Genomic DNA, 18,927 nt, shown 5'->3' on the forward strand with positions numbered 1-18,927 from the left:
CTCCCACAGTACCGCCGTGGGTCGATCGAGGGTCAGTGCAGTCACACCGACCTCAACACCTCACGCCCGTCGAGGATTCCCGACGACCTCGCGCACCAGCCACTCCAGCGTCGACTCGACGACGATCCCCATCGCCTCGTCCTGGCTCACCTCGCCCCGCGCGGGCACCTTGAGCCCGTGGTCGCCGCCCGGGATCACCACCACGTCGAGGTCGTCGAGGTCGCCGGGGAGCTCCTCGGGCAGCCCCATGGGGTCCCGCTCCCCCTGCACGACCAGGGTCGGCAGACCGACCGCCTGCAGCTCCGGCAGCCGGGTCGGCTCGGTCTTCCCCGGCGCGTGGAGCGGGAAGGACAGGGCGAGACATCCCGAGGCCCCCAGCGAACGCGCCGTACGAGCCGCGGAGCGCGCGCCCGCGGACCGGCCGCCCACGACGAGGGGCGTACGCACGCGCATCACGTCGGCGGCGCACCGGAGGGCTGCGTCGAGGGTCGGCGGGGCGGTCGCGATCTTGCGGCCCGCGACCCGCCACGGCTGCTCGAAGAGGACGACCGAGACCCCCTGCGCGGGCAGGGCGTCGGCCAGTGCCCACAGGTCCCGGGCATCCACGCCCCCGCCGGCGCCGTGGCTCAGCAGCATCGTCGCCATCGGGCTCGTGGCACGGCGCGTGTGCAGCCGGCCCTCACCGTGGGGTGTGGCGACCGTCCGGACGGATGCCTTCTTCACTCGACCTCCTCCAGTGGCAGCGGCTCGACGAGCTCGGGGCCGTTGTTGCGCACGTTGCTCACCAACGTCGGGACGGCGTAGGCCTCGAGGCGGCCCGGGGCCGCGGGCACGAGCAGCGAGGTGTCACCGGGCGTGGTCGGGTCGAGCCACTCGTGCCAGCGCTCGCGCTCGACCATGAGCGGCATCCGGTCATGGATGTGGCCGAGCGAGTCCTCGGCCTCGGTCGTGAGCACCGTGCACGTCCAGCGGAACCGGGCCGGGTCGTCCTCCGCCCTCGTCGGGTCACGCCAGATCTCGTAGAGCCCGGCCATCGCGAGCACGCCGCCGTCCTTGGGGCGGATGAAGAACGGCTGCTTGACCGGCTTGCCCTTGGCGTTGGTGCGCGACGTCGGGTACCACTCGAAGTAGCCGTCGGCCGGCAGCAGCGCCCGCCGGGTGGCGAACGCCTTGCGGTAGGCGGGCTTCTCCGCGACGGTCTCCATGCGGGCATTGATCATCCGGTTGCCGATCGAGGGGTCCTTGGCCCAGGACGGGACGAGCCCCCACGTCAGGACGCGGAGCTGGCGCTGCGGGGGCTCGGTCGCGTCCTGCCCGGACTCCCGCGACGGCGGGCGCTCGACGACGGCGTAGACCTCCTTGGTCGGCGCGACGTTGTAGTCGGCCGCCAGCGGAGCAGCGACCCGGGTCTCCACGACCTCGAACTCCTCGACGAGGTCGTCCGGGCTGCGGGACGAGGCATAGCGACCACACACAGGACCCACCCTAGGGGAGCCCGGCGCCGGGTCCGCTCAGCCGCGGGCCAGCTCGTCGAGCAGCATGCCCGCCACCGCGTCCGTCGACGGGAGCCCCTCGATCCACACGCGCACGAGGCCGTGCGGCTCGGTCCCGTCGAGGAGGGTGCGCAGCACCCGGACCCGCCGCCCGAGGTGGTCGTCGCGGCGCGTCAGGATCCCCACCCGGTGCATGCCGAGGCGTGCGACCGTCTCGTCGCGGGCGAACGCCGTGCGCGCCAGCTCGCCGGAACGCGCCACGCGCATCGCGCGGGTGAAGTGGTCACCGGGCTCGTCGGACGGGTCGTCGTCCGACGGCATCGCGAAGACCACGAGCGCGTACCCGCCGATGCCCGTGTCCGTCCCGGCACCCCCGAGGCGGTAGAGCTCCGACAGCCGGCTGCGGAGATGGGCCTGGCTGGACAGTCCGGTCAGCGGGTCCTCGCAGGAGAGCTGGTTGAGGTATCCCAGCGTGGTCTCGCTCCACGCCGTGAGCAGCGCCGTGACGACGTCGTACGACGGATCGTCGCCGGTCAGCCGCAGCCACGTGGCCCGCAGCCCGCCGAGTGTCTCCTCGACGGACGCCCCGTCGCGGGCCAGCTCCTGGCCCGCGACGGAGCAGACGCCGATGACGTCCGATCCTGAGGTGAGCGCTTCTCCGACAGCCTCGAACCGGTGCGGCAACCCCGACCGCTCCACGGTGGACTCCGGCTCGCTCACCCCAGGATCGGCAGCCGCGAGTCGACGCCCCAGCGTGGCGAAGATCTTCACGGCATACCCCCCTTCGGGTCCCCCAGGACTTGTTTCTGTGGATGGGACGGGGCTCGGGGCGGCCCATGACGCGGACCAGACCGACGTTTGTCGTTTCTTCACTTTCCGGGACCCTCGACGTCTCGGCGGGGCTACAGTCGGATGGCCCGGCGACCGTCGGGTGGGGATCCCGGAAGCGTCGGACGATGAGCGTCGAACCATGAGCGTGGCCACCAGCGTCGAGGCGCCGAGCGACGCCGAGCTGATCTCGGCCGTCCGCGGCGGGGACCTCGATGCCTACGGCACGCTGTTCGAGCGCCACGTCGACGCGGCTCGCCGGCTCGCGCGCCAGGTCGCCCCCGCGGGCGACGCCGAGGACCTCGTGTCCGATGCCTTCGTCAAGGTGATGGGCGTGCTGCAGCGTGGCGGCGGCCCCGACCTCGCCTTCCGCGCCTACCTGCTGACCGCGGTGCGGCGGCTCCAGGTCGACCGCTTCCGCGCCGGGGCCCGGCTGCACACGACCGACGACATGGAGGCCTTCGACCCGGGGGTGCCGTTCCGCGACACGGCGGTCGAGGGCTTCGAGAGCGCCGCTGCGGCCCGCGCCTTCGCCAGCCTCCCCGAGCGCTGGCAGCTCGTGCTGTGGCACACCGAGGTGGAGGGCGACAAGCCCGCGGACATCGCTCCGCTGCTCGGGATGAGCGCCAACTCGGTCTCGGCGCTCGCCTACCGCGCCCGCGAAGGACTTCGCCAGGCCTTCCTGACCCAGCACGCCGCGGAGCTCGACGAGGACGCCTGCCGGTGGACCCACGGCCAGCTCGGGGCGTACGTCCGCGGCGCGTCGTCACGCCGCGACGCCACCAAGGTGGAGCACCACCTCGACGAGTGCCGCTCGTGCATGGCGATCTACCTCGAGCTGACCGAGGTCAACTCCAACCTGGGCGCCCTCCTCGCCCCGCTGCTCCTCGGCGGGGTGGCGGCCGCCTACCTCGGCAGCGCCACGGTGTCCGCTGCGGCGCCGGTCGGGATCGGGGTGCTGCTGGGCCGGGTCCGCGACCTCGTGACCGGCAATGCCGGTGTCGCGGCGGTCGCGGGGGTGGCGGTGAGCACCGTCGTCGTCGCCGGCGGGATCGCCCTCGGTGTGCGCGGCCCCGACGCACCCGACGCCGCGCCGACGCGCGCCACGTCGTCGCCCAGCTCGACGAGCTCGACGACGACGGGCGCTGGAGGCGATGCCTCCTCAAGCCGCGCCGACCGGTCGCCGAGGAGCCTGCGGCTCCGATCCGACCCACCGGCGCTCACCCTCCCGCCCGGCGACGTCGACGTCACCCCGGGCTCCGTGCCTGCCACCGACGTCACCCCGGGGTCCGACCCCACCCAGGGCACCGACCCCACGCAGGACGACCCGGGCCAGTCACCGACGTCCGACCCCACGTCCGACCCGGCCTCCGACCCGACGTCGAACCCCACCTCCGACCCGACGTCCAACCCGACGTCCAACCCGACCTCGGACCCGACCTCGGACCCGACCTCGAACCCGACGTCCAACCCGACCTCGAACCCGACCTCGAACCCGACCTCGAACCCGACGTCGAACCCGACGTCGAACCCGACGTCGAACCCGACCTCAGACCCGACCTCGAACCCGACGTCCGACCCGACCTCGGACCCGACGACCGACCCCACCCCCAGCGAGGACCCGACTCCGACGACGCCGGCCGCCGACGCCTCGGTGTCCGGGACGGTCGGCGGCGCTCGTCCGACGTACACCGTCGTGGTGCGGGTGGCCGGTCTCGGCGGCGCGACCGGCCAGCTGCGGATCACGGGCATCGACGCCGAGGTCGTGCGCACCGCCGACGGGCGGTGCACGGCCGTCCGGACGGTGGCCACCTGCCAGGTCTCCGGCGACACGTCCGTCGCTGTCGAGGTGGTGATCCCCCAGGGCGGCGCCGTCGTGGCGACGTTGGTCCCACCCGGGAGCGACGCCGACAGCGGCAACAACACCTGGCGCGCGACCCTCGACTGACCACCCGAGACCTCGGGCCCGGGCCCGCACCCCTGTGGACGGAGCGCCCTCCCCGCACATCGTGTAGACAGGGGCGCATGACGATCACCCGGTTGCTCGCACGTCCCATGCTGGCCACGATCTTCGTCGCCGGCGGCATCAACGCCCTCCGCAACACCGAGGTCCACGCGGCGAGGGCGAAGAAGGTGGCCGACAAGGTGGTGCCGGTCGCCCAGCAGGCCGTGCCGAAGGCACCGATCCCCACCGACCCGGCCACGCTGGTCCGGATCAACGCCGGCGCCCAGATCCTGGCCGCCGCAGCGCTGGCCACCGGACGCGCTCCGCGGCTCAGCGCGACCGTGCTGGCGGCGTCCCTCGTGCCGACGACCCTCGCTGGCCACGCCTTCTGGAACGAGACCGACCCCCAGGCCAAGAACGCCCAGCGCCTGCAGTTCTACAAGAACACCTCCGTCCTCGGCGGCCTGCTCCTCGCCGCGGTCGACACCGAGGGCAAGCCCGGGCTCGCCTGGCGGGCCCGCCGGGCCGCCGCCGACGTGCGCCGCGAGGCCAAGCAGGTCGCCAAGGACGCCCGCCGCGAGGCGAAGCTCGCCAAGGCCCAGCTGACCTGATCTCGGTAGGGTGCGCGGGTGAGTGAGCTCTGGCCGGCCCCGCGCCCCACCGACCCCGTCGACCGGGTCGTCTCGCTGCCCGGCAGCAAGTCGCTGACCAATCGTGCGCTCGTGCTCGCCGCGATCGCCGACGGCCCGAGCGTCGTACGACGTCCCCTGCGCTCGCGCGACACGCTGCTCATGGCCGCCGCCCTCACCTCGCTCGGCACCGGCATCGAGGACACCGACTCCGGGGACTGGGCCATCACCCCCGCCGCCTGGGACCGCGACGCCGACGTGGACTGCGGCCTCGCCGGCACGGTGATGCGCTTCGTCCCGCCGGTCGTCGGGCTGGCGGACGGCACGGTCCGCTTCGACGGCGACCCCCACATGCGGCTGCGCCCTGTCGGCCAGATGCTGACCGCGCTGGGCGCGCTCGGCGTCCGGGTCGACGACGGCGGTCGGGGAGCACTCCCCTTCGCCGTGCACGGCACGGGCTCCGTGCCCGGCGGCACGGTCACGATCGACGCCAGCGCGTCGTCGCAGTTCGTCTCGGCGCTGCTGCTCGCGGGCGCCCGCTACGACCACGGCGTCGACGTGCGCCATGTCGGCAAGCCGGTGCCGTCGCTCCCCCACATCGAGATGACGGTGCAGATGCTCCGGCAGCACGGGGTCGAGGTCGACGACGGCGACGCCAACCGCTGGTCGGTCGCCGCCGGGCCGGTCCTGGCCGTCGACCACGACATCGAGCCCGACCTGTCCAACGCGGCTCCGTTCCTCGCCCTCGCGGCCGCCACCGGCGGGCGGGTCACCGTCACCGACTGGCCGGCCGCCACCACGCAGCCCGGCGACGACCTGCGCGAGATCCTCACCCTCATGGGCTGCGAGGTGAGCCTGGGCGACGGCGACCTCACCGTGGTCGGACCGCCGCGCCTGACCGGCGTCGACCTCGACCTGCACGACGTGGGCGAGCTGACCCCGGCGGTCGCCGCCCTCTGCGCCCTGGCCGACTCCCCCTCCCACCTCCGGGGGGTCGCTCACATCCGTGGCCACGAGACCGACCGCATCACCGCCCTGGCCACCGAGCTGGGCCGGCTGGGGGCCGACGTCACCGAGCGCGAGGACGGACTCACGATCCGGCCGGCGACCCTGCACGGCGGCACGTTCCGCACCTACGCCGACCACCGCATGGCCCACGCCGGCGTGATCCTCGGCCTCGCGGTCGACGACGTGCTGGTCGAGGACGTCGCGACCACGTCGAAGACCTTCCCCGACTTCGCCGCCGCGTGGAGCCGGGCCGTCCACGGGACCCCGAGCGGTGTCGGCGCGTCGGCGAGGACGTCCCGGTGACGGGTCGCTACTCCGAGCACGACCAGGAGCACTACGAGCGTCCGCGCCGGCACACCCGCCCGCGCACCAAGGACCGGCCCACCTACGACGACGCCGTCGACGGCCGCGTCGTCACCGTCGACCGCGGGCGCTTCACGCTGCTCGTCGAGGGCCACCGCGTCATGGCGATGAAGTCACGTCCGCTGGGCCGCAAGGGCGTCGTCGTCGGCGACCGGGTGCGGGTCGTCGGTGACACCACCGGCGCCGACGGGTCGCTGGCCCGCATCGTGGAGGTGGTCGAGCGCACGACGACGCTGCGCCGCACCGCCGACGACGACGACCCCGTCGAGCGCGTCATCGTCTCCAACGCCGACCAGCTGGTGGTGGTGACGGCGCTCGCCGACCCCGAGCCGCGCCCGCGGCTGATCGACCGCGCGCTCGTGGCGGCGTACGACGCCGGGATGGCGCCGCTGCTGTGCCTCACCAAGGCCGACCTGGCCGATCCCGAGACGCTGCTCTCGACCTACCGCTCCCTCGGCGTGCCCTGGGTGGTCACCCAGCTCAGGGGCGAGGGCGCCGGCGACCTCACCGAGCTGCGCGACCGGCTGCGCGGACGCACCAGCGTGCTCGTGGGCCACAGCGGGGTCGGCAAGTCGACCCTGGTCAACGCCCTCATCCCCGACGCCGGCCGTGAGGTCGGCATCGTCAACGCCGTGACGGGCCGGGGCAGGCACACCTCGACCAGCGCCTACCTCCTCGAGCTGCCCGGCGACGACGGACGCGGCGAGGGCTGGATCATCGACACCCCCGGCATCCGGTCGTTCGGGCTCGCCCACGTGCAGCCGGAGAACCTCATCGAGGCGTTCCCCGACCTCGACGAGATGACCGAGACGTGCCCCCGTGGCTGCACCCACGGCAGCGACGAGCCCGAGTGCGGGCTCGACGAGGCGATCGAGGCGGGCGAGGCCGACCCCGACCGGGTCGAGTCCTTCCGCCGCCTGCTCGCGGCCCGCTCGGCCACCGACTGGTGATCCCGCCGGGCCGGGGTCAGCCCCAGACGGCTGCTGACCCCGAGTCCCCGGCCAGGTAGACGGTGACCAGCAGGGCTACCGCGCCGACCGCCAGCAGCACCGCGACCGGGATGCCGAGGCGCGTCTCCCGGGCACCCCTCCCGGAGGCGAGCGCCGAGGTGCCGCCCAGCGCCCAGGCCGCGAGACCGGCGACGACGACGTAGCCCAGCGCCACGTTGCGGAGCATCTCCCCCGCCTCCTGGTGGTCGGCGACGATCGGGGCGAGCTCGGGTCGCGACGCCAGCAGGTCCTCGCCTGCTGCGACGGCCAGGAGCGCGGTGACCGCGACGACCACGGCAAGCACGACGAGCGGCCACCGGAGCAACCAGCGCCACTTGGGCACCGCGGCGTACAACAGGCCGGTCAGGGCTGCCAGCGGCCCGAGGACGACGACTGCGTGCACGACGAGGGGGTGCAGCGGCACACCGTTGAGCTCCATGCGTGCAGGTTAGGGGCCGATGCTGGGAATAGCCTGTGGACATGCCCATCACCGGCTCCACCGACTACACCGACGACCTGCGGCTGGCCCACGTCCTGGCCGACGACGCGGACTCGTTGACCTTAGCCCGCTTCAAGGCGCTCGACCTGCACGTCATGAGCAAGCCCGACCTGACGCCGGTGACCGACGCCGACAAGGCCGTCGAGGAGGGCATCCGCCGCACCCTGTCACGCGTCCGGTCGCGCGACGCGGTCATCGGCGAGGAGCAGGGCACGACCGGGCACAGCCAGCGCCGGTGGATCGTCGACCCCATCGACGGCACCAAGAACTACGTGCGCGGGGTGCCGGTCTGGGCGACCCTCATCGCGCTCGCCGTCGACGACGAGGTGGTGCTGGGCGTGGTCTCCGCGCCGCAGCTGCAGCGCCGGTGGTGGGCCTCGGTGGGCAACGGCGCCTGGACCGGCCGCTCGCTGCTCAAGGCCACCAGGTGCGAGGTGAGCGACGTACGGCGCCTCGAGGACGCGTCGCTGAGCTACTCGTCCCTGTCCGGCTGGGACGAGCGTGACCGGCTCGACGACTTCATCTCGCTGTCGCGCCGCTGCTGGCGGACCCGCGCCTACGGGGACTTCTGGTCCTACATGCTGCTGGCCGAGGGCGCCGTCGACATCGCCGCCGAGCCCGAGCTCGAGGTCTACGACATGGCCGCCCTGGACGTCATCGTGCGCGAGGCCGGCGGGCGGTTCACCTCCCTCGACGGCACCGCCGGTCCGTGGGGCGGCAACGCGCTCGCCTCCAACGGCCACCTGCACGACGCAGCCCTGTCCTTCCTCGGCGCGATGGACGACGACGGCACCGACCCCGACGTGCCGCGCCGTGGGCCGGGCTCGGTCAGCACCCTGCGCGCCCGGCAGGCCCCACCGGTGCTGGACTGAGGCGGGTCGTTCGCCCCTGTCCCTCACTGTCCGGCTTGGCTACGGTGACTTCTCACCAGTTCCGCGGGACGAGAGGCGCCACCATGAAGATCAAGGACGTCATCCAGCACAAGGGCAACCAGGCGGTCGTGACCATCGGGCCGGAGGCCAGCGTGCGCGAGCTGGTCGCGCTCCTCGCCGAGCACAACGTCGGCGCGCTGGTGGTGAGCGAGGACGGCGAGCGGGTCACCGGGATCGTGAGCGAGCGCGACGTCGTACGCCGTCTGCACGAGGACGCCACGGTGCTCGACCACCAGGTCAGCTCGATCATGACCGCCGAGGTGCGGACCTGCGCGGCCGACGACGGCCTCACCGAGCTGATGCAGACCATGACCGAGCACCGCATCCGACACGTCCCGGTGGTGGCCGACGGACGGCTGACCGGCATCATCAGCATCGGTGACGTGGTCAAGAACCGGATCGGCGAGCTCGAGTTCGAGCGCGACCAGCTCGACCACTACGTGCACCAGACCTGACACACCCATCGATTGGAGACACTGTGCGCGTGCGCAGCGAGCGGACCATTCAACACAGCGCGTCATGTGCCTCATGCGCGCACGGAGCGAAGCGAGTACGTGCATGAGCGAGAAGCCCGACGTCGACCCGCACATGGGCGACGCGCCCGCCGACCTCGAGGTCACCGACCTCGTCGAGGGAGACGGTGCCGAGGCCACGTCCGGCTCCACCGTCTCGGTCCACTACGTCGGCGTCGCCCACTCCTCGGGTGAGGAGTTCGACGCGTCCTACAACCGCGGCACGCCGCTGCAGTTCCGCCTCGGCATCGGCCAGGTCATCTCCGGCTGGGACACCGGCGTGCAGGGCATGAAGGTCGGCGGCCGACGCCGGCTGGTCATCCCGCCGCACCTCGGCTACGGCGACCGGGGCGCCGGCGGCGCGATCAAGCCGGGCGAGACGCTGATCTTCGTGGTCGACCTGCTCGAGGTCCGCTGACCGCCTGAGGGATCACCTACGCCTGGGCGTCGTGGACCAGGATCGCGACCTGCACCCGGTTCTCGACGCCCAGCTTGGTGAACAGCCGACCCACGTGGGTCTTCACGGTCGGCACGCCCATGTAGAGCTCGGCCGCGATGTCGGCGTTGCTGAGGCCGCGTGCGACCGCGTCGGCCACGTCGCGCTCACGCTCGGTGAGGGCGTCGAGGGCGTCGCGGGCCGACCGCGTCCGGTCCTGCTCCTCGGTGGCGCGGTCGGTGCGGGTGACGGCGGCGATCAGCTGGGCGGTGACGCTGGGCGACAGCATCGGCTGGCCCGACGCCACGGTGCGGATCGCCTCGACGAGCCGGGCCGGCGGAGTGTCCTTCAGCAGGAAGCCCGCCGCACCGATCCGCAGGGCGCGGAGCACCATGTCGTCGGTGTCGAAGGTCGTCAGCACGATCACCTTGAGGCCCGGGTCCGCCGCCAGCAGCTGCTCCGTGGCGCTGAGCCCGTCGCGCACCGGCATCCGGATGTCCATCAGGACCACGTCGGCGTCCGCGGCCGACACGACGCGCAACGCCTCCTCGCCGTCGCTCGCCTCCGCGACGACGGCCAGGCCCGGGTCGCCGCCCAGCATCATGCGCAGGGCCGCCCGCACCATGGGGTCGTCGTCGACCACGACGAGCCGCACGACGCCCCCGCTGCTCGCTCCCGTCACGTGTCCCACGGTATCCACGCCCGCACCGCGAAGCCGCCGCCCGGGTCCGTGCCGTGGCTGATCCGGCCGCCCGCCAGGGCCGCCCGCTCGGCCAGGCCCAGGAGGCCCAGCCCGGACGCCGGAAGGGACGGCGCCGCTGCCGGGCCGACCGGCGCCGCGTTGCGCACCCCGATGACCAGGCCGTCGGCGATCGACCCGGCCACGTCCACCGTGACGGCCGTGCCCGGTGCGTGCTTGCGCACGTTGGTCAGCGCCTCCTGCACGATCCGATACGCCGTGCGCCCCGTCGCGGCGGGCGGGTCGTCCTCGACCCGGTCGGAGAGACGTACGCGCATCCCGCCGGCACGTTCCTCCGCCACCAGCGCCGCGATGTCGTCGAGCCCGGGCTGGGGTCGCTCGGGAACGACGGCGGCGGGCTGCGTCGGGTCGCGAAGGACGCCGAGCACGGCCCGGAGGTCGGAGAGGGCCCGGTGCGCGTTGTCCTCGATCGACTTCGCGGCACTCCCCCGCTCCTCCTCGCTCAGGTCGGAGCGGTAGCCGAGGGCACCGGCGTGCATCGCCACCAGCGAGATGCGGTGGGCCAGCACGTCGTGCATCTCGCGGGCGATGCGGGTGCGCTCGGCGGCCCGGGCCTGCGCCACGCGCGCCTGCTGCTCCCGCTCGGCGGTCAGCGCACGCTCCCGGTACGAGTCGACCAGCTGGCGCTGGGCGCCCATCGCGTATCCGGTGGCGGTCAGGATGCCCACGACGAGGCAGCCGAAGGCGATGGAGGCCCACAGGGGCAGGGTGTCCTCGGTGACGCCCACCCGCTCCTGCACGACCCCGGCGAGCACGTTGAGGGGCGCCACGACCGCCAGCAGCCGCCAGCGCCGGTGGGAGGCGATCGAGCCGATGATCCACGACGCAGGCCCGGCGCTCGATGCGGAGACGAAGGAGAAGGTCACCAGCAGGCCGGCGACGAGCGCCGGCTGGCGGTGCCGCCAGCGGATGAGGACGAACGAGAGCACCCCGAGGATCGGGTCGCCGACCAGCCACCACAGGACGACGGGCTCGGTCGGGCGGTCCGCGGCACCGATCAGCGGGACGCCCCACGCCACCAGGCTGATGAGCGCCGCGAGGGCGTAGCGCCAGGTCGCTGCGAGCCGACCCGTCCCCACCATGGCACCGACCCTAGGCTCGCGGCCGGCGCGGCCGCGTCCGACCAAGGTGTCGTCCCGTGGTCGGGACCGATACCGAGGTCGGACCCGGCCGAGCCCTGCGCCCGATGCCCCGGCACCGCCGGCGGCACGAGGCTGGAGCCATGATCACAGTCGAGAACCTCACCAAGCGCTACGGCGGGTTCACCGCCGTCGACGACATCTCGTTCGAGGTCCGCCCGGGGAGCGTCGTCGGCTTCCTCGGACCCAACGGTGCGGGCAAGTCGACCGCCATGCGGATGATGACCGGTCTGACGCCGCCCACCTCGGGCCGCGCGACCATCCTGGGCCAGCCCTACCGCGACCTGCACAACCCCGGCCGCCAGGTCGGCGTCATGCTGGACGCGTCCGCCCAGCACCCCGGCCGCACCGGCCGCGAGGTGCTCCGGGTCGCCGCCATCTCGGTCGGGGTCTCCAAGGCCCGCGTCGAGGAGGCGCTCGCTCTGGTCGGCCTCACCGACGAGGAGGCCGGTCGCCGCGTCCGGAACTACTCCCTCGGCATGCGCCAGCGTCTCGGCATCGCGGCGGCGCTCCTCGGCGAGCCGCAGGTCCTCGTCCTCGACGAGCCCGCCAACGGCCTCGACCCGCAGGGCATCCACTGGATGCGCGGCCTGCTGCGCCGCTTCGCCGACGGCGGTGGGACCGTGCTCCTCTCGAGCCACCTGCTGCACGAGGTGCAGATCGTCGCCGACGACCTCGTGATGATCGGTCGGGGCCGGATCGTGGCGATGGGCTCCAAGGAGGAGCTCCTCAGCCGCGGCGGCACCTCGGTGTCGTCCACCGACGACGCCCGCCTCGCCCAGCTGCTCGAAGCCGCCGACGTGCCCGTCACCCGTACCGGCTCGGGCCTGGTCGTCGAGGCCGAGCCCCGCGTGGTCGGCGAGATCGCCGCCCGCGAGTCCCTCGTCCTGCTCGAGCTGCGCTCCGGCGGCTCGGAAGGCCTCGAGGAGATGTTCCTCGGCCTCACGGCCGCCACCTCTCGTGAAGGAGACGCTGCATGAGCACCGAGACCCAGCCCGACACCGCACCCGTCGTCGGCGGCGCCACGTCCGGCACCGCCTCCGCCCTGCCGGGGCGTCCCGGAGTGCCGTTCTCGCGCACCCTGCAGGCCGAGGCGCGCAAGATGGTCGACACCCGCGCCGGTCGCTGGATGGTCATCGTGATGGCCGCGCTGACCGTCCTCATCCTGGCCGCATTCGTCCTCTGGGGCCCGGCCGAGGACGCGACCTTCGACAACCTGCTGCAGATCGCCACGCTGCCGCTGGCCCTGCTGCTGCCGGTCATCGGCATCATGGCGGCCACCGCGGAGTGGACCCAGCGCACCGGGCTGGTCACCTTCACCCTCGAGCCGCGCCGCGGCCGCGTCGTGCTCGCCAAGGCACTGGGCGCCCTCGCGCTGGGCCTGGTCGTCACGGCGGTCGCCTTCGCGGCCGCAGCCCTCGCCAACCTGGCCGGCACCGGGACGTGGGACCTCGACGCCGCGGCCGGAGCGGGTCTGGTGCTGGCCCTGCTCATCTACGTCCTGCAGGGCGTCGCGTTCGGGCTGCTGTTCCTCAACACCCCGGTGGCCATCGTCACGGTCCTGGTCCTTCCCACGGCGTGGACCATCGCCACGCAGGTCTTCAGCTCGCTCGCGGACGTGGGCCGCTGGATCGACCTGGACTCGGTCACGCGTCCGCTGTTCGACGGGGAGATGGCGGGCCAGGACTGGGCCCAGCTCGGCACCGGCGTCGGCGTGTGGGTGCTGCTGCCCCTGGCGGTCGGCACCTGGCGGGTGCTGACGCGTGAGGTGAAGTAGCCCGGGGCTCCCACCTCACCCCGTCATCACCCTCACCACCCTTTCACCACGGGACGTCGATCTCGACCTCCCCGGTGGCGACACGGGCCGCCAGCCCGCCCAGCGTGACCACGTCACCGGGGACGAGCTGGCGGCCCCGTCTCGTCTCGACCTCGTCGTTGACCTGCACCGCGCCGTCCGCGATCACCGGCTTCGCCTCAGCGCCGCTCTCGACGAGGTTGGCGAGCTTGAGGAACTGGCCGAGCCGGATCGACTCGTCACGGATCGGGACGTCGACGGGCTCGCTGGTCGGTGACATGTCTCTAGGGTAGGTGTCCGTGAGCATCCGAAGCCTCCTCCTCGCTGCGGCGTCGCTCTGCCTCGCGACGCCCCTGCTGGCCGTCACCACCCCCGGCGCCCCGGCGAGCGCACGTCCCGCCGAGACGGCGGGCAAGACGGCGGGCAAGACGGCGGGCAAGAGCGGCTGCCAGGCACAGGCCGGGGTCGAGGTGTGCTTCACCTCCCCGCCCACCGTCACGTCCGACCCGACCGTGCTCGACCGCCCGAGCCGGCTCTTCGACACGGCCGGCCCCGGCGACACGATCCGGATCGCGATGTTCCGCTGGGACATCAAGCCGCCCACCGACGCCATCCTCGCGGCCCAGCGTCGCGGCGCCACGGTGCTCCTGGTCGGTGACGACGACCTCCGCCTCAACAGGCAGGGACGCCGCCTGATCACCACCCTCGAGGAGCAGGACCCGGCGCGACGCAACGTCACGATCTGCGACGGCGCCTGCCTGCCGTGGCGCGCACCCGGCCCCTATCCCGACAGCCAGGACGTGCAGCACCTGAAGTTCTACGTCACCGACATCGGCGGCGTGCAGTCGTTCATGACGTCCTCGGCCAACCTCGAGGACCGGCAGTACCGCCAGTACAACTCGTTCATCAAGATCGACGACCCGGCTCTCTACGTCTTCGGGGTGGCGTACTTCTCCCGGATGGAGGCGCAGAGCCTCACGCTCGACGGCGAGCGGTGGGACGACCGTCGCAAGGTGTGGAAGAACGGGCCGCTGACGGCGGCCGTCTACCCCAACCGCAGCGACCTGCTGCTCTCGACGCTGAAGGACATCTCCTGCACGCGCGGCGCCCGGGACGTCTCGGCGATGGTCGCGGTGATCCAGCGCGCCGACGTACGAGCCCAGCTCGCGCGGCTCTCCGACCGGGGCTGCCGGGTGCGGATCGTCACCTCGCGCGACACGGTGGAGAACTGGGTGCAGCGCGAGCTGCCCAGCGGCGACATCCCGGACCGCCAGGTCCGCACCGTGCTGACCCACGACAAGATGCTCGTCGCGCACGCCAGGTTCCGCGGCAAGGTGACGCACCTCGTGGTGACGGGCACCTCCAACACCACGTGCGGTGGCCTGCTCTACAACGACGAGGTGATGCTCCGCGTGGTGGACGACCGCTGGCTGCACGACCAGTACCTCGCGCACTTCGACGACGCGTACGCCCGCGCGCACCAGAGCCGGTCGCGGGTCATGCCCGTGATGAAGCCCTGTCGCGCCTGACGGAAACCGGCTCGTCAGAGCACGACCAGGCTGATCGCGTGGATCAGCACACCGACGAGCCCGCCGACGATCGTGCCGTTGATCCGGATGAACTGCAGGTCGCGGCCGACGTGCAGCTCGATGCGACGCGCCGCCTCCTTGCCGTCCCAGCGCTCGATGGTGGAGGTGATCACGGTGGTCACCTCTGCGCCGTAGCGCTCGATCGCGAAGACCGTGACGTCCGCGGCCATCCGGTCGAGGCGCTCGCGCAGCGCGGCGTCGTCGCGCAGCTGCTCCGCGAACGCGCTCAGCTCGGCCAAGAGCCGCTGGCGCACGGCTCCCTCGGGGTCCCGGATCGAGCCGAGGAGCGCCGAGCGCATCGCCTTCCACAGCGAGATCGCCGTCGTCACGACCTGGGGGTGCTCCAGCAGGCGCTCCTTGAGCGCCTCGGTGCGGCGGATCGTCTCCTCGTCGTTGAGCAGGTCGTGGGCCAGCTGCCCCAGCATCGAGTCCAGCGCCTCGCGGGCGCGGTGGTGCGGGTCGTCGCGGATGTCCTCGAGCCACGCCAGGGCCTGCACGTGCAGGCGTGAGGTGACGGCGTCGTTGAGCTTGGGCGGCGCCCACCACGGCGCCCGCTCCTCCAGCACCCGGGTGAACGTCTCGGGATTCTCGACCAGCCAGCTGTGCAGCTCGTCGACCGCGAGGTCGACCAGGCCGTGGTGCAGGTCGTCGCGCAGCACCTCCATCAGCGTCGATCCCAGGAGCGGCGAGATCGGCTCCTCGCGGAAACGTGGCACGAGGGCGTGCGTGACGAGGTCGGCGACGTGGTCGTCGCGGACCTTGCCGAGCGCGATCACGGCCACCTCGGCCACCTCGTCGACCACTCGCCGGGCGTGCGCCGGCTCGGCCAGCCAGGCCCCGACCCTGGCGGAGATCGTCGCGGCGGCCACCCGCTCGCGGATGATGTCCTCCTGGAGGAAGTTCTCCCCCACGAACTCCTCGAGCCCCTTGCCAAGCTCGTCCTTGCGCTTGGGCACGAGCGCGGTGTGCGGGATGGGCAGGCCGAGCGGGTGCTTGAACAGCGCGGTCACCGCGAACCAGTCGGCGATCGCGCCGACCATCGAGGCCTCGGCCCCCGCGTTGACGAAGCCCCAGAACCCGTCGCGCCCGAGCGTGGCGGCGTACACGCAGGCCGCGAGGAGCAGCAGACCCACGGCGACCGTTCGCATCCGACGCAGCCCGCGGCGACGGGCCTCGTCCATCCCGGGATCAGGTGTGATCAGCGAGATCGGGGGCGGGCTCGGAGGGGAGCTCGACGACGAGCGAGCGGAGGAGGTGGCGGAGGTGGCGGCCATGCCAGCCATCCTCCCCGACCGTGCCAGAATGCCGCGCATGCCTCGCACCGTGATCACCTTCGGGACGTTCGACGTCTTCCACGTCGGGCACCTGCGCGTCCTCGAGCGTGCCGCCGCGCTCGGTGACCGGCTGGTCGTGGGTGTGTCCGCGGACGCCCTCAACGAGCGCAAGAAGGGCCGTGCTCCCATCTTCAGCGAGCGCGAGCGGCTCGCGATCGTCGGCGCGCTCAAGGTCGTCGACGCCGTCTTCGTCGAGGAGAGCCTCGAGCAGAAGCGCGACTACGTCCTCGAGCACGGCGCCGACGTCCTCGTGATGGGCGACGACTGGGCCGGCAAGTTCGACGAGCTCGGGGACGTCTGCGAGGTCGTCTACCTCGCCCGCACCCCGGCGATCTCCACCACCGCGATCATCGAGCACATCGCGGATCTGTGACCCGCTCCCGGCGAGGTCGCCGGGTTAGGGTCGACCCGGACATGACCGACACGAGGGGAACCATGCGCAGAATCCTGACCACCGCTGTGGCCATCGCACTGGTGGGCGGTGCGCTCGGCGCCCCGGCCGTCGCTGCCGACACCGACCGTTCCGGCACGCCCGGGTCCGTCCCTGGATCGGCCGGGGTCCTCGACCCCGCCGACCTGCTCGAGCTCACGCCCGAGCCGGCCCTGCCGGTCCTCGAGGAGCAGGTCGAGCCGACGGCCTCGGAGACGCTCGCGACCGCGCGCCGTGTCCTCGCGGGCGATGCCCGCCCGAGCGACCCGTCCGCGACGCTGGTGCTGCGCGACCTCTGGATGAAGCGGTCCAGCCTGACCGGGGCCGAGCGCCGCCAGGCGGACGCCATGCTGGCCCGTCCCACCGACGGCGTGACCGACCCGCAGGGCTTCGGCTACAGCGTCGCCGAGGCCGCGCCGCTGTGCAACACGCGCCTGTGCGTCCACTACGTGCCGACCGGCACCGACGCCCCGCCGTCGCCCGACTGGCCCGCCCAGAACCTCGCGGTGATGGACTCGGTGTGGACCACCATCGTCGACCAGATGGGCTACCGCGCGCCGGTGCGCGACCGTTCGCGGGGAGGCAGTCCCCTCTTCGACGTCTACCTCAAGGACCTCGGCGGCGACCTCTACGGCTTCTGCGCCGGTGAGGACAAGGCCAAGAAGCGCACCGCATCGGGCTACTGCGTGCTGGACAACGACTTCGCCGCCGCGCAGTTCCCCAACGGCACGCCGCTCGACAACCTGGTCGTGACCGCTGGGCACGAGTTCTTCCACGCCGTCCAGTACGCCTACGACTACGCCGAGGACCCGTGGATGATGGAGTCCACGGCCACCTGGATGGAGGAGCGGATCGCGACCGCGGTCAACGACAACCGCCAGTACCTCCCGGTCAGCCAGATCTACGCGCCCAACATCCCGCTCGACGCCTTCAGCCGCACCAACGGCTTCCAGTACGGCAACTGGGTGTTCTGGGAGTACCTCACGGCGCGCTACGGCAACGGGCTGGTGCTCAAGACCTGGAAGCAGGCCGGCAGCCTGAAGAAGGATGGCGGCAAGAACAGCCTCCCGGCGCTGCAGAAGGTGCTCAAGCGCAAGGGCGGCTTCACCAAGAACTACGCCCGGTTCGCCGCCGGCAACCTGACCCCGGCCGCCAACTTCCCCGAGGGCGCCGAGTACCCCGGCCCCAAGGTCCGCGGCGCCAAGCTGCTGAGCAAGCGCAAGCGTGCCAAGCGTTTCGGCACGAAGGTCAACCACCTGGCCTCCGCGTCCTACGTCTACGGACCCGGCAAGGGCCTGGACGGCAGGAAGTGGAAGCTGAGCCTGCAGGTCTCCGGGCCCGCCAAGCGCAGCTCGCCGGCCGCGGTGGTGGTCGTCCACCAGCTCGACGGCACGCGCAAGGTCAAGACGGTCCGCCTCAACGGCGGTGGCGACGGGCGCATCAAGGTGCCCTTCGACAACCGCAAGGTCGGCGCCGTCACGGTGACGCTGGTCAACGGCTCGACGCGCTACGACTGCGGGCGCAGGACCCTGCTCGCCTGCGCGGGCAAGCCACTCGACGACCGGCTGCGGTTCGCCGTCAAGGGGCGCGTCACCAAGTGACGGGCGACCCCGTCAGGAGCTGATCCGCAGCAGGGCGTGGAGCGCGGCGACGCACTCCTCGACCAGCCGCGACAACGGGACCGGGCGTTCGCCGGTCGGCACTGCCGACCAGGTGAGCGCCCGGTCCTCGGTGTAGGCCCACCACGCGCGTACGACGTCGCGGCGGGCCTCCGGCACGTCGAGCGCGCTCATGACCCGCTCCGTGCTGCCGTCTCGGACCGAGTCCATGACCTCGCTGACGCGCGGGTCGGCGACGCCGTGGCCGTGGACGAGCGCGAGGTAGAACCCGCGCCGGCGCTCGATCTGCTCGATCATCAACCGGGTCACCGTCTCGACCTGCTCGTCCCCCGTCGCGCCCTCGTCGGGGGCGGTGGTGCGCAGCATTCGGCGACCGGCGGCCGCGATGCAGGCGAGGTAGAAGTCGGTCTTCGTGGGGAAGTAGTGGAACAGCAGGCCGCGCGAGATGCCGGCCTCCGTGGCGATGTCGTCCATCGACAGGTCCTGGATCGGCGTCTCGACGATCTTGGCGAGCCCGATGGCGACGAGCTGGCGCCGGCGCTCGTCCGCGCTCAGCCGACGGCGTACGGCCGGGGCTCCTGGGGACACGGTCTGGTCGGCGTCGGACATGTTGTTGAGCATTGCTCA

General features: G+C 72.6%; 21 protein-coding genes. 12 read left to right on the forward strand and 9 right to left on the reverse strand.

All coding sequences use genetic code 11. The features are described 5' to 3' along the window. Positions 1-60: 60 nt before the first annotated feature. From ACFQW6_RS17275 to ACFQW6_RS17285, 3 genes are read right to left on the reverse strand one after another with little or no spacing between them, the layout of a single operon-like run. The gene (locus ACFQW6_RS17275; protein ID WP_378548123.1) at positions 61-723 is read right to left on the reverse strand and encodes an alpha/beta family hydrolase; all 663 of its coding nucleotides are present in this window, start codon (positions 721-723) and stop codon (positions 61-63) included. After that, positions 720-1,475: an SOS response-associated peptidase gene (locus tag ACFQW6_RS17280; RefSeq protein WP_378548126.1), complete on the reverse strand. Its 756-nt coding sequence runs from the start codon at positions 1,473-1,475 to the stop codon at positions 720-722. Before ACFQW6_RS17280 ends, ACFQW6_RS17275 begins: the two co-directional genes overlap by 4 nt. A 36-nt stretch (positions 1,476-1,511) precedes the next feature. Then, a complete protein-coding gene (locus ACFQW6_RS17285) occupies positions 1,512-2,264 on the reverse strand; it encodes a hypothetical protein (RefSeq protein ID WP_378548129.1) in 753 nt (250 codons plus the stop codon). Positions 2,265-2,463: 199 nt separating this feature from the next. Between ACFQW6_RS17285 and ACFQW6_RS17290 the strand changes: the two genes are divergently transcribed. The 4 genes from ACFQW6_RS17290 to rsgA all read left to right on the forward strand — a co-directional run bounded on the left by ACFQW6_RS17290 (position 2,464) and on the right by rsgA (position 7,216). Then, positions 2,464-4,269, forward strand: a complete 1,806-nt coding sequence (locus tag ACFQW6_RS17290; RefSeq protein ID WP_378548132.1) for a sigma-70 family RNA polymerase sigma factor — start codon at positions 2,464-2,466, stop codon at positions 4,267-4,269. A 77-nt stretch (positions 4,270-4,346) separates the two neighbouring features. Further along, a complete protein-coding gene (locus ACFQW6_RS17295) occupies positions 4,347-4,877 on the forward strand; it encodes a DoxX family membrane protein (protein WP_378548135.1) in 531 nt (176 codons plus the stop codon). Between the two features lie 18 nt (positions 4,878-4,895). Further along, complete coding sequence (gene aroA, locus ACFQW6_RS17300) at positions 4,896-6,206, forward strand: 3-phosphoshikimate 1-carboxyvinyltransferase (protein WP_378548138.1); 1,311 nt, start codon at positions 4,896-4,898, stop codon at positions 6,204-6,206. Next, positions 6,203-7,216, forward strand: coding sequence for a ribosome small subunit-dependent GTPase A (rsgA, locus tag ACFQW6_RS17305; RefSeq protein ID WP_378548141.1), 1,014 nt, complete (start codon positions 6,203-6,205; stop codon positions 7,214-7,216). The genes aroA and rsgA overlap by 4 nt, the downstream gene beginning before the upstream one ends. Positions 7,217-7,232: 16 nt before the next feature. Here the strand turns inward: rsgA and ACFQW6_RS17310 are convergent, their stop codons facing one another. Beyond that, positions 7,233-7,694, reverse strand: a complete 462-nt coding sequence (locus ACFQW6_RS17310) for a DUF2231 domain-containing protein (protein WP_378548144.1) — start codon at positions 7,692-7,694, stop codon at positions 7,233-7,235. 41 nt (positions 7,695-7,735) lie between these two features. Between ACFQW6_RS17310 and ACFQW6_RS17315 the strand changes: the two genes are divergently transcribed. The 3 genes from ACFQW6_RS17315 to ACFQW6_RS17325 all read left to right on the forward strand — a co-directional run bounded on the left by ACFQW6_RS17315 (position 7,736) and on the right by ACFQW6_RS17325 (position 9,616). After that, positions 7,736-8,626, forward strand: a complete 891-nt coding sequence (locus tag ACFQW6_RS17315; RefSeq protein ID WP_378548147.1) for an inositol monophosphatase family protein — start codon at positions 7,736-7,738, stop codon at positions 8,624-8,626. A gap of 83 nt (positions 8,627-8,709) precedes the next feature. Beyond that, entirely contained in the window at positions 8,710-9,141 is a 432-nt protein-coding gene (locus tag ACFQW6_RS17320) for a CBS domain-containing protein (protein ID WP_378548150.1), read from the forward strand. Between the two features lie 103 nt (positions 9,142-9,244). Next, positions 9,245-9,616 carry an FKBP-type peptidyl-prolyl cis-trans isomerase gene (locus tag ACFQW6_RS17325; RefSeq protein ID WP_378548153.1) on the forward strand — a complete coding sequence of 124 codons (372 nt, stop codon included), beginning with the start codon at positions 9,245-9,247 and terminating at the stop codon, positions 9,614-9,616. Between the two features lie 16 nt (positions 9,617-9,632). On the opposite strand, the gene ACFQW6_RS17330 is transcribed toward ACFQW6_RS17325, so the two are convergent. Both ACFQW6_RS17330 and ACFQW6_RS17335 read right to left on the reverse strand, forming a co-directional pair. Further along, complete coding sequence (locus tag ACFQW6_RS17330) at positions 9,633-10,316, reverse strand: response regulator (RefSeq protein WP_378548155.1); 684 nt, start codon at positions 10,314-10,316, stop codon at positions 9,633-9,635. After that, on the reverse strand, positions 10,313-11,476 hold the full coding sequence (locus ACFQW6_RS17335; RefSeq protein WP_378548158.1) for a sensor histidine kinase: 1,164 nt from the start codon (positions 11,474-11,476) through the stop codon (positions 10,313-10,315). The genes ACFQW6_RS17330 and ACFQW6_RS17335 overlap by 4 nt, the downstream gene beginning before the upstream one ends. A 140-nt stretch (positions 11,477-11,616) precedes the next feature. Here ACFQW6_RS17335 and ACFQW6_RS17340 point away from each other — a divergent pair, with 140 nt between their 5' ends. Both ACFQW6_RS17340 and ACFQW6_RS17345 read left to right on the forward strand, forming a co-directional pair. Beyond that, positions 11,617-12,513, forward strand: a complete 897-nt coding sequence (locus ACFQW6_RS17340; protein WP_378548161.1) for an ABC transporter ATP-binding protein — start codon at positions 11,617-11,619, stop codon at positions 12,511-12,513. Then, positions 12,510-13,310 carry a hypothetical protein gene (locus tag ACFQW6_RS17345; RefSeq protein WP_378548164.1) on the forward strand — a complete coding sequence of 267 codons (801 nt, stop codon included), beginning with the start codon at positions 12,510-12,512 and terminating at the stop codon, positions 13,308-13,310. The genes ACFQW6_RS17340 and ACFQW6_RS17345 overlap by 4 nt, the downstream gene beginning before the upstream one ends. 43 nt (positions 13,311-13,353) lie before the next feature. Here ACFQW6_RS17345 and ACFQW6_RS17350 read toward each other — a convergent pair whose 3' ends face one another. Next, on the reverse strand, positions 13,354-13,608 hold the full coding sequence (locus ACFQW6_RS17350) for an RNA-binding S4 domain-containing protein (RefSeq protein ID WP_191195078.1): 255 nt from the start codon (positions 13,606-13,608) through the stop codon (positions 13,354-13,356). A 19-nt stretch (positions 13,609-13,627) separates the two neighbouring features. Here ACFQW6_RS17350 and ACFQW6_RS17355 point away from each other — a divergent pair, with 19 nt between their 5' ends. Beyond that, positions 13,628-14,857, forward strand: a complete 1,230-nt coding sequence (locus tag ACFQW6_RS17355; protein ID WP_378548167.1) for a phospholipase D-like domain-containing protein — start codon at positions 13,628-13,630, stop codon at positions 14,855-14,857. 14 nt (positions 14,858-14,871) lie between these two features. On the opposite strand, the gene ACFQW6_RS17360 is transcribed toward ACFQW6_RS17355, so the two are convergent. Then, on the reverse strand, positions 14,872-16,191 hold the full coding sequence (locus ACFQW6_RS17360) for a DUF445 domain-containing protein (RefSeq protein ID WP_378548170.1): 1,320 nt from the start codon (positions 16,189-16,191) through the stop codon (positions 14,872-14,874). Between the two features lie 37 nt (positions 16,192-16,228). Between ACFQW6_RS17360 and ACFQW6_RS17365 the strand changes: the two genes are divergently transcribed. Beyond that, positions 16,229-16,624, forward strand: coding sequence for an adenylyltransferase/cytidyltransferase family protein (locus ACFQW6_RS17365; RefSeq protein WP_378548173.1), 396 nt, complete (start codon positions 16,229-16,231; stop codon positions 16,622-16,624). Positions 16,625-16,686: 62 nt separating this feature from the next. Continuing rightward, the gene (locus ACFQW6_RS17370; protein ID WP_378548176.1) at positions 16,687-18,282 is read left to right on the forward strand and encodes an MXAN_6640 family putative metalloprotease; all 1,596 of its coding nucleotides are present in this window, start codon (positions 16,687-16,689) and stop codon (positions 18,280-18,282) included. Positions 18,283-18,294: 12 nt separating this feature from the next. On the opposite strand, the gene ACFQW6_RS17375 is transcribed toward ACFQW6_RS17370, so the two are convergent. Continuing rightward, positions 18,295-18,921: a TetR/AcrR family transcriptional regulator gene (locus ACFQW6_RS17375; protein ID WP_378548179.1), complete on the reverse strand. Its 627-nt coding sequence runs from the start codon at positions 18,919-18,921 to the stop codon at positions 18,295-18,297. Positions 18,922-18,927 lie beyond the last annotated feature (6 nt).

It is taken from the genome of Nocardioides sp. GCM10028917 (assembly GCF_042666175.1).
In the GTDB taxonomy this organism is placed as follows: Bacteria; Actinomycetota; Actinomycetes; order Propionibacteriales; family Nocardioidaceae; genus Nocardioides.

What these genes read in the sequence shown, in the direction of transcription:
- ACFQW6_RS17290 (WP_378548132.1), top strand. Translation starts at nt 2,464, where the DNA reads ATGAGCGTGGCCACCAGCGTCGAGGCGCCGAGCGACGCCGAGCTGATC.
- ACFQW6_RS17295 (WP_378548135.1), top strand. Translation starts at nt 4,347, where the DNA reads ATGACGATCACCCGGTTGCTCGCACGTCCCATGCTGGCCACGATCTTC.
- ACFQW6_RS17310 (WP_378548144.1), bottom strand. Translation starts at nt 7,694, where the DNA reads ATGGAGCTCAACGGTGTGCCGCTGCACCCCCTCGTCGTGCACGCAGTC.
- ACFQW6_RS17315 (WP_378548147.1), top strand. Translation starts at nt 7,736, where the DNA reads ATGCCCATCACCGGCTCCACCGACTACACCGACGACCTGCGGCTGGCC.
- ACFQW6_RS17320 (WP_378548150.1), top strand. Translation starts at nt 8,710, where the DNA reads ATGAAGATCAAGGACGTCATCCAGCACAAGGGCAACCAGGCGGTCGTG.
- ACFQW6_RS17325 (WP_378548153.1), top strand. Translation starts at nt 9,245, where the DNA reads ATGAGCGAGAAGCCCGACGTCGACCCGCACATGGGCGACGCGCCCGCC.
- ACFQW6_RS17335 (WP_378548158.1), bottom strand. Translation starts at nt 11,476, where the DNA reads ATGGTGGGGACGGGTCGGCTCGCAGCGACCTGGCGCTACGCCCTCGCG.
- ACFQW6_RS17340 (WP_378548161.1), top strand. Translation starts at nt 11,617, where the DNA reads ATGATCACAGTCGAGAACCTCACCAAGCGCTACGGCGGGTTCACCGCC.
- ACFQW6_RS17345 (WP_378548164.1), top strand. Translation starts at nt 12,510, where the DNA reads ATGAGCACCGAGACCCAGCCCGACACCGCACCCGTCGTCGGCGGCGCC.
- ACFQW6_RS17350 (WP_191195078.1), bottom strand. Translation starts at nt 13,608, where the DNA reads ATGTCACCGACCAGCGAGCCCGTCGACGTCCCGATCCGTGACGAGTCG.
- ACFQW6_RS17360 (WP_378548170.1), bottom strand. Translation starts at nt 16,191, where the DNA reads ATGGCCGCCACCTCCGCCACCTCCTCCGCTCGCTCGTCGTCGAGCTCC.
- ACFQW6_RS17365 (WP_378548173.1), top strand. Translation starts at nt 16,229, where the DNA reads ATGCCTCGCACCGTGATCACCTTCGGGACGTTCGACGTCTTCCACGTC.
- ACFQW6_RS17370 (WP_378548176.1), top strand. Translation starts at nt 16,687, where the DNA reads ATGCGCAGAATCCTGACCACCGCTGTGGCCATCGCACTGGTGGGCGGT.
- ACFQW6_RS17375 (WP_378548179.1), bottom strand. Translation starts at nt 18,921, where the DNA reads ATGCTCAACAACATGTCCGACGCCGACCAGACCGTGTCCCCAGGAGCC.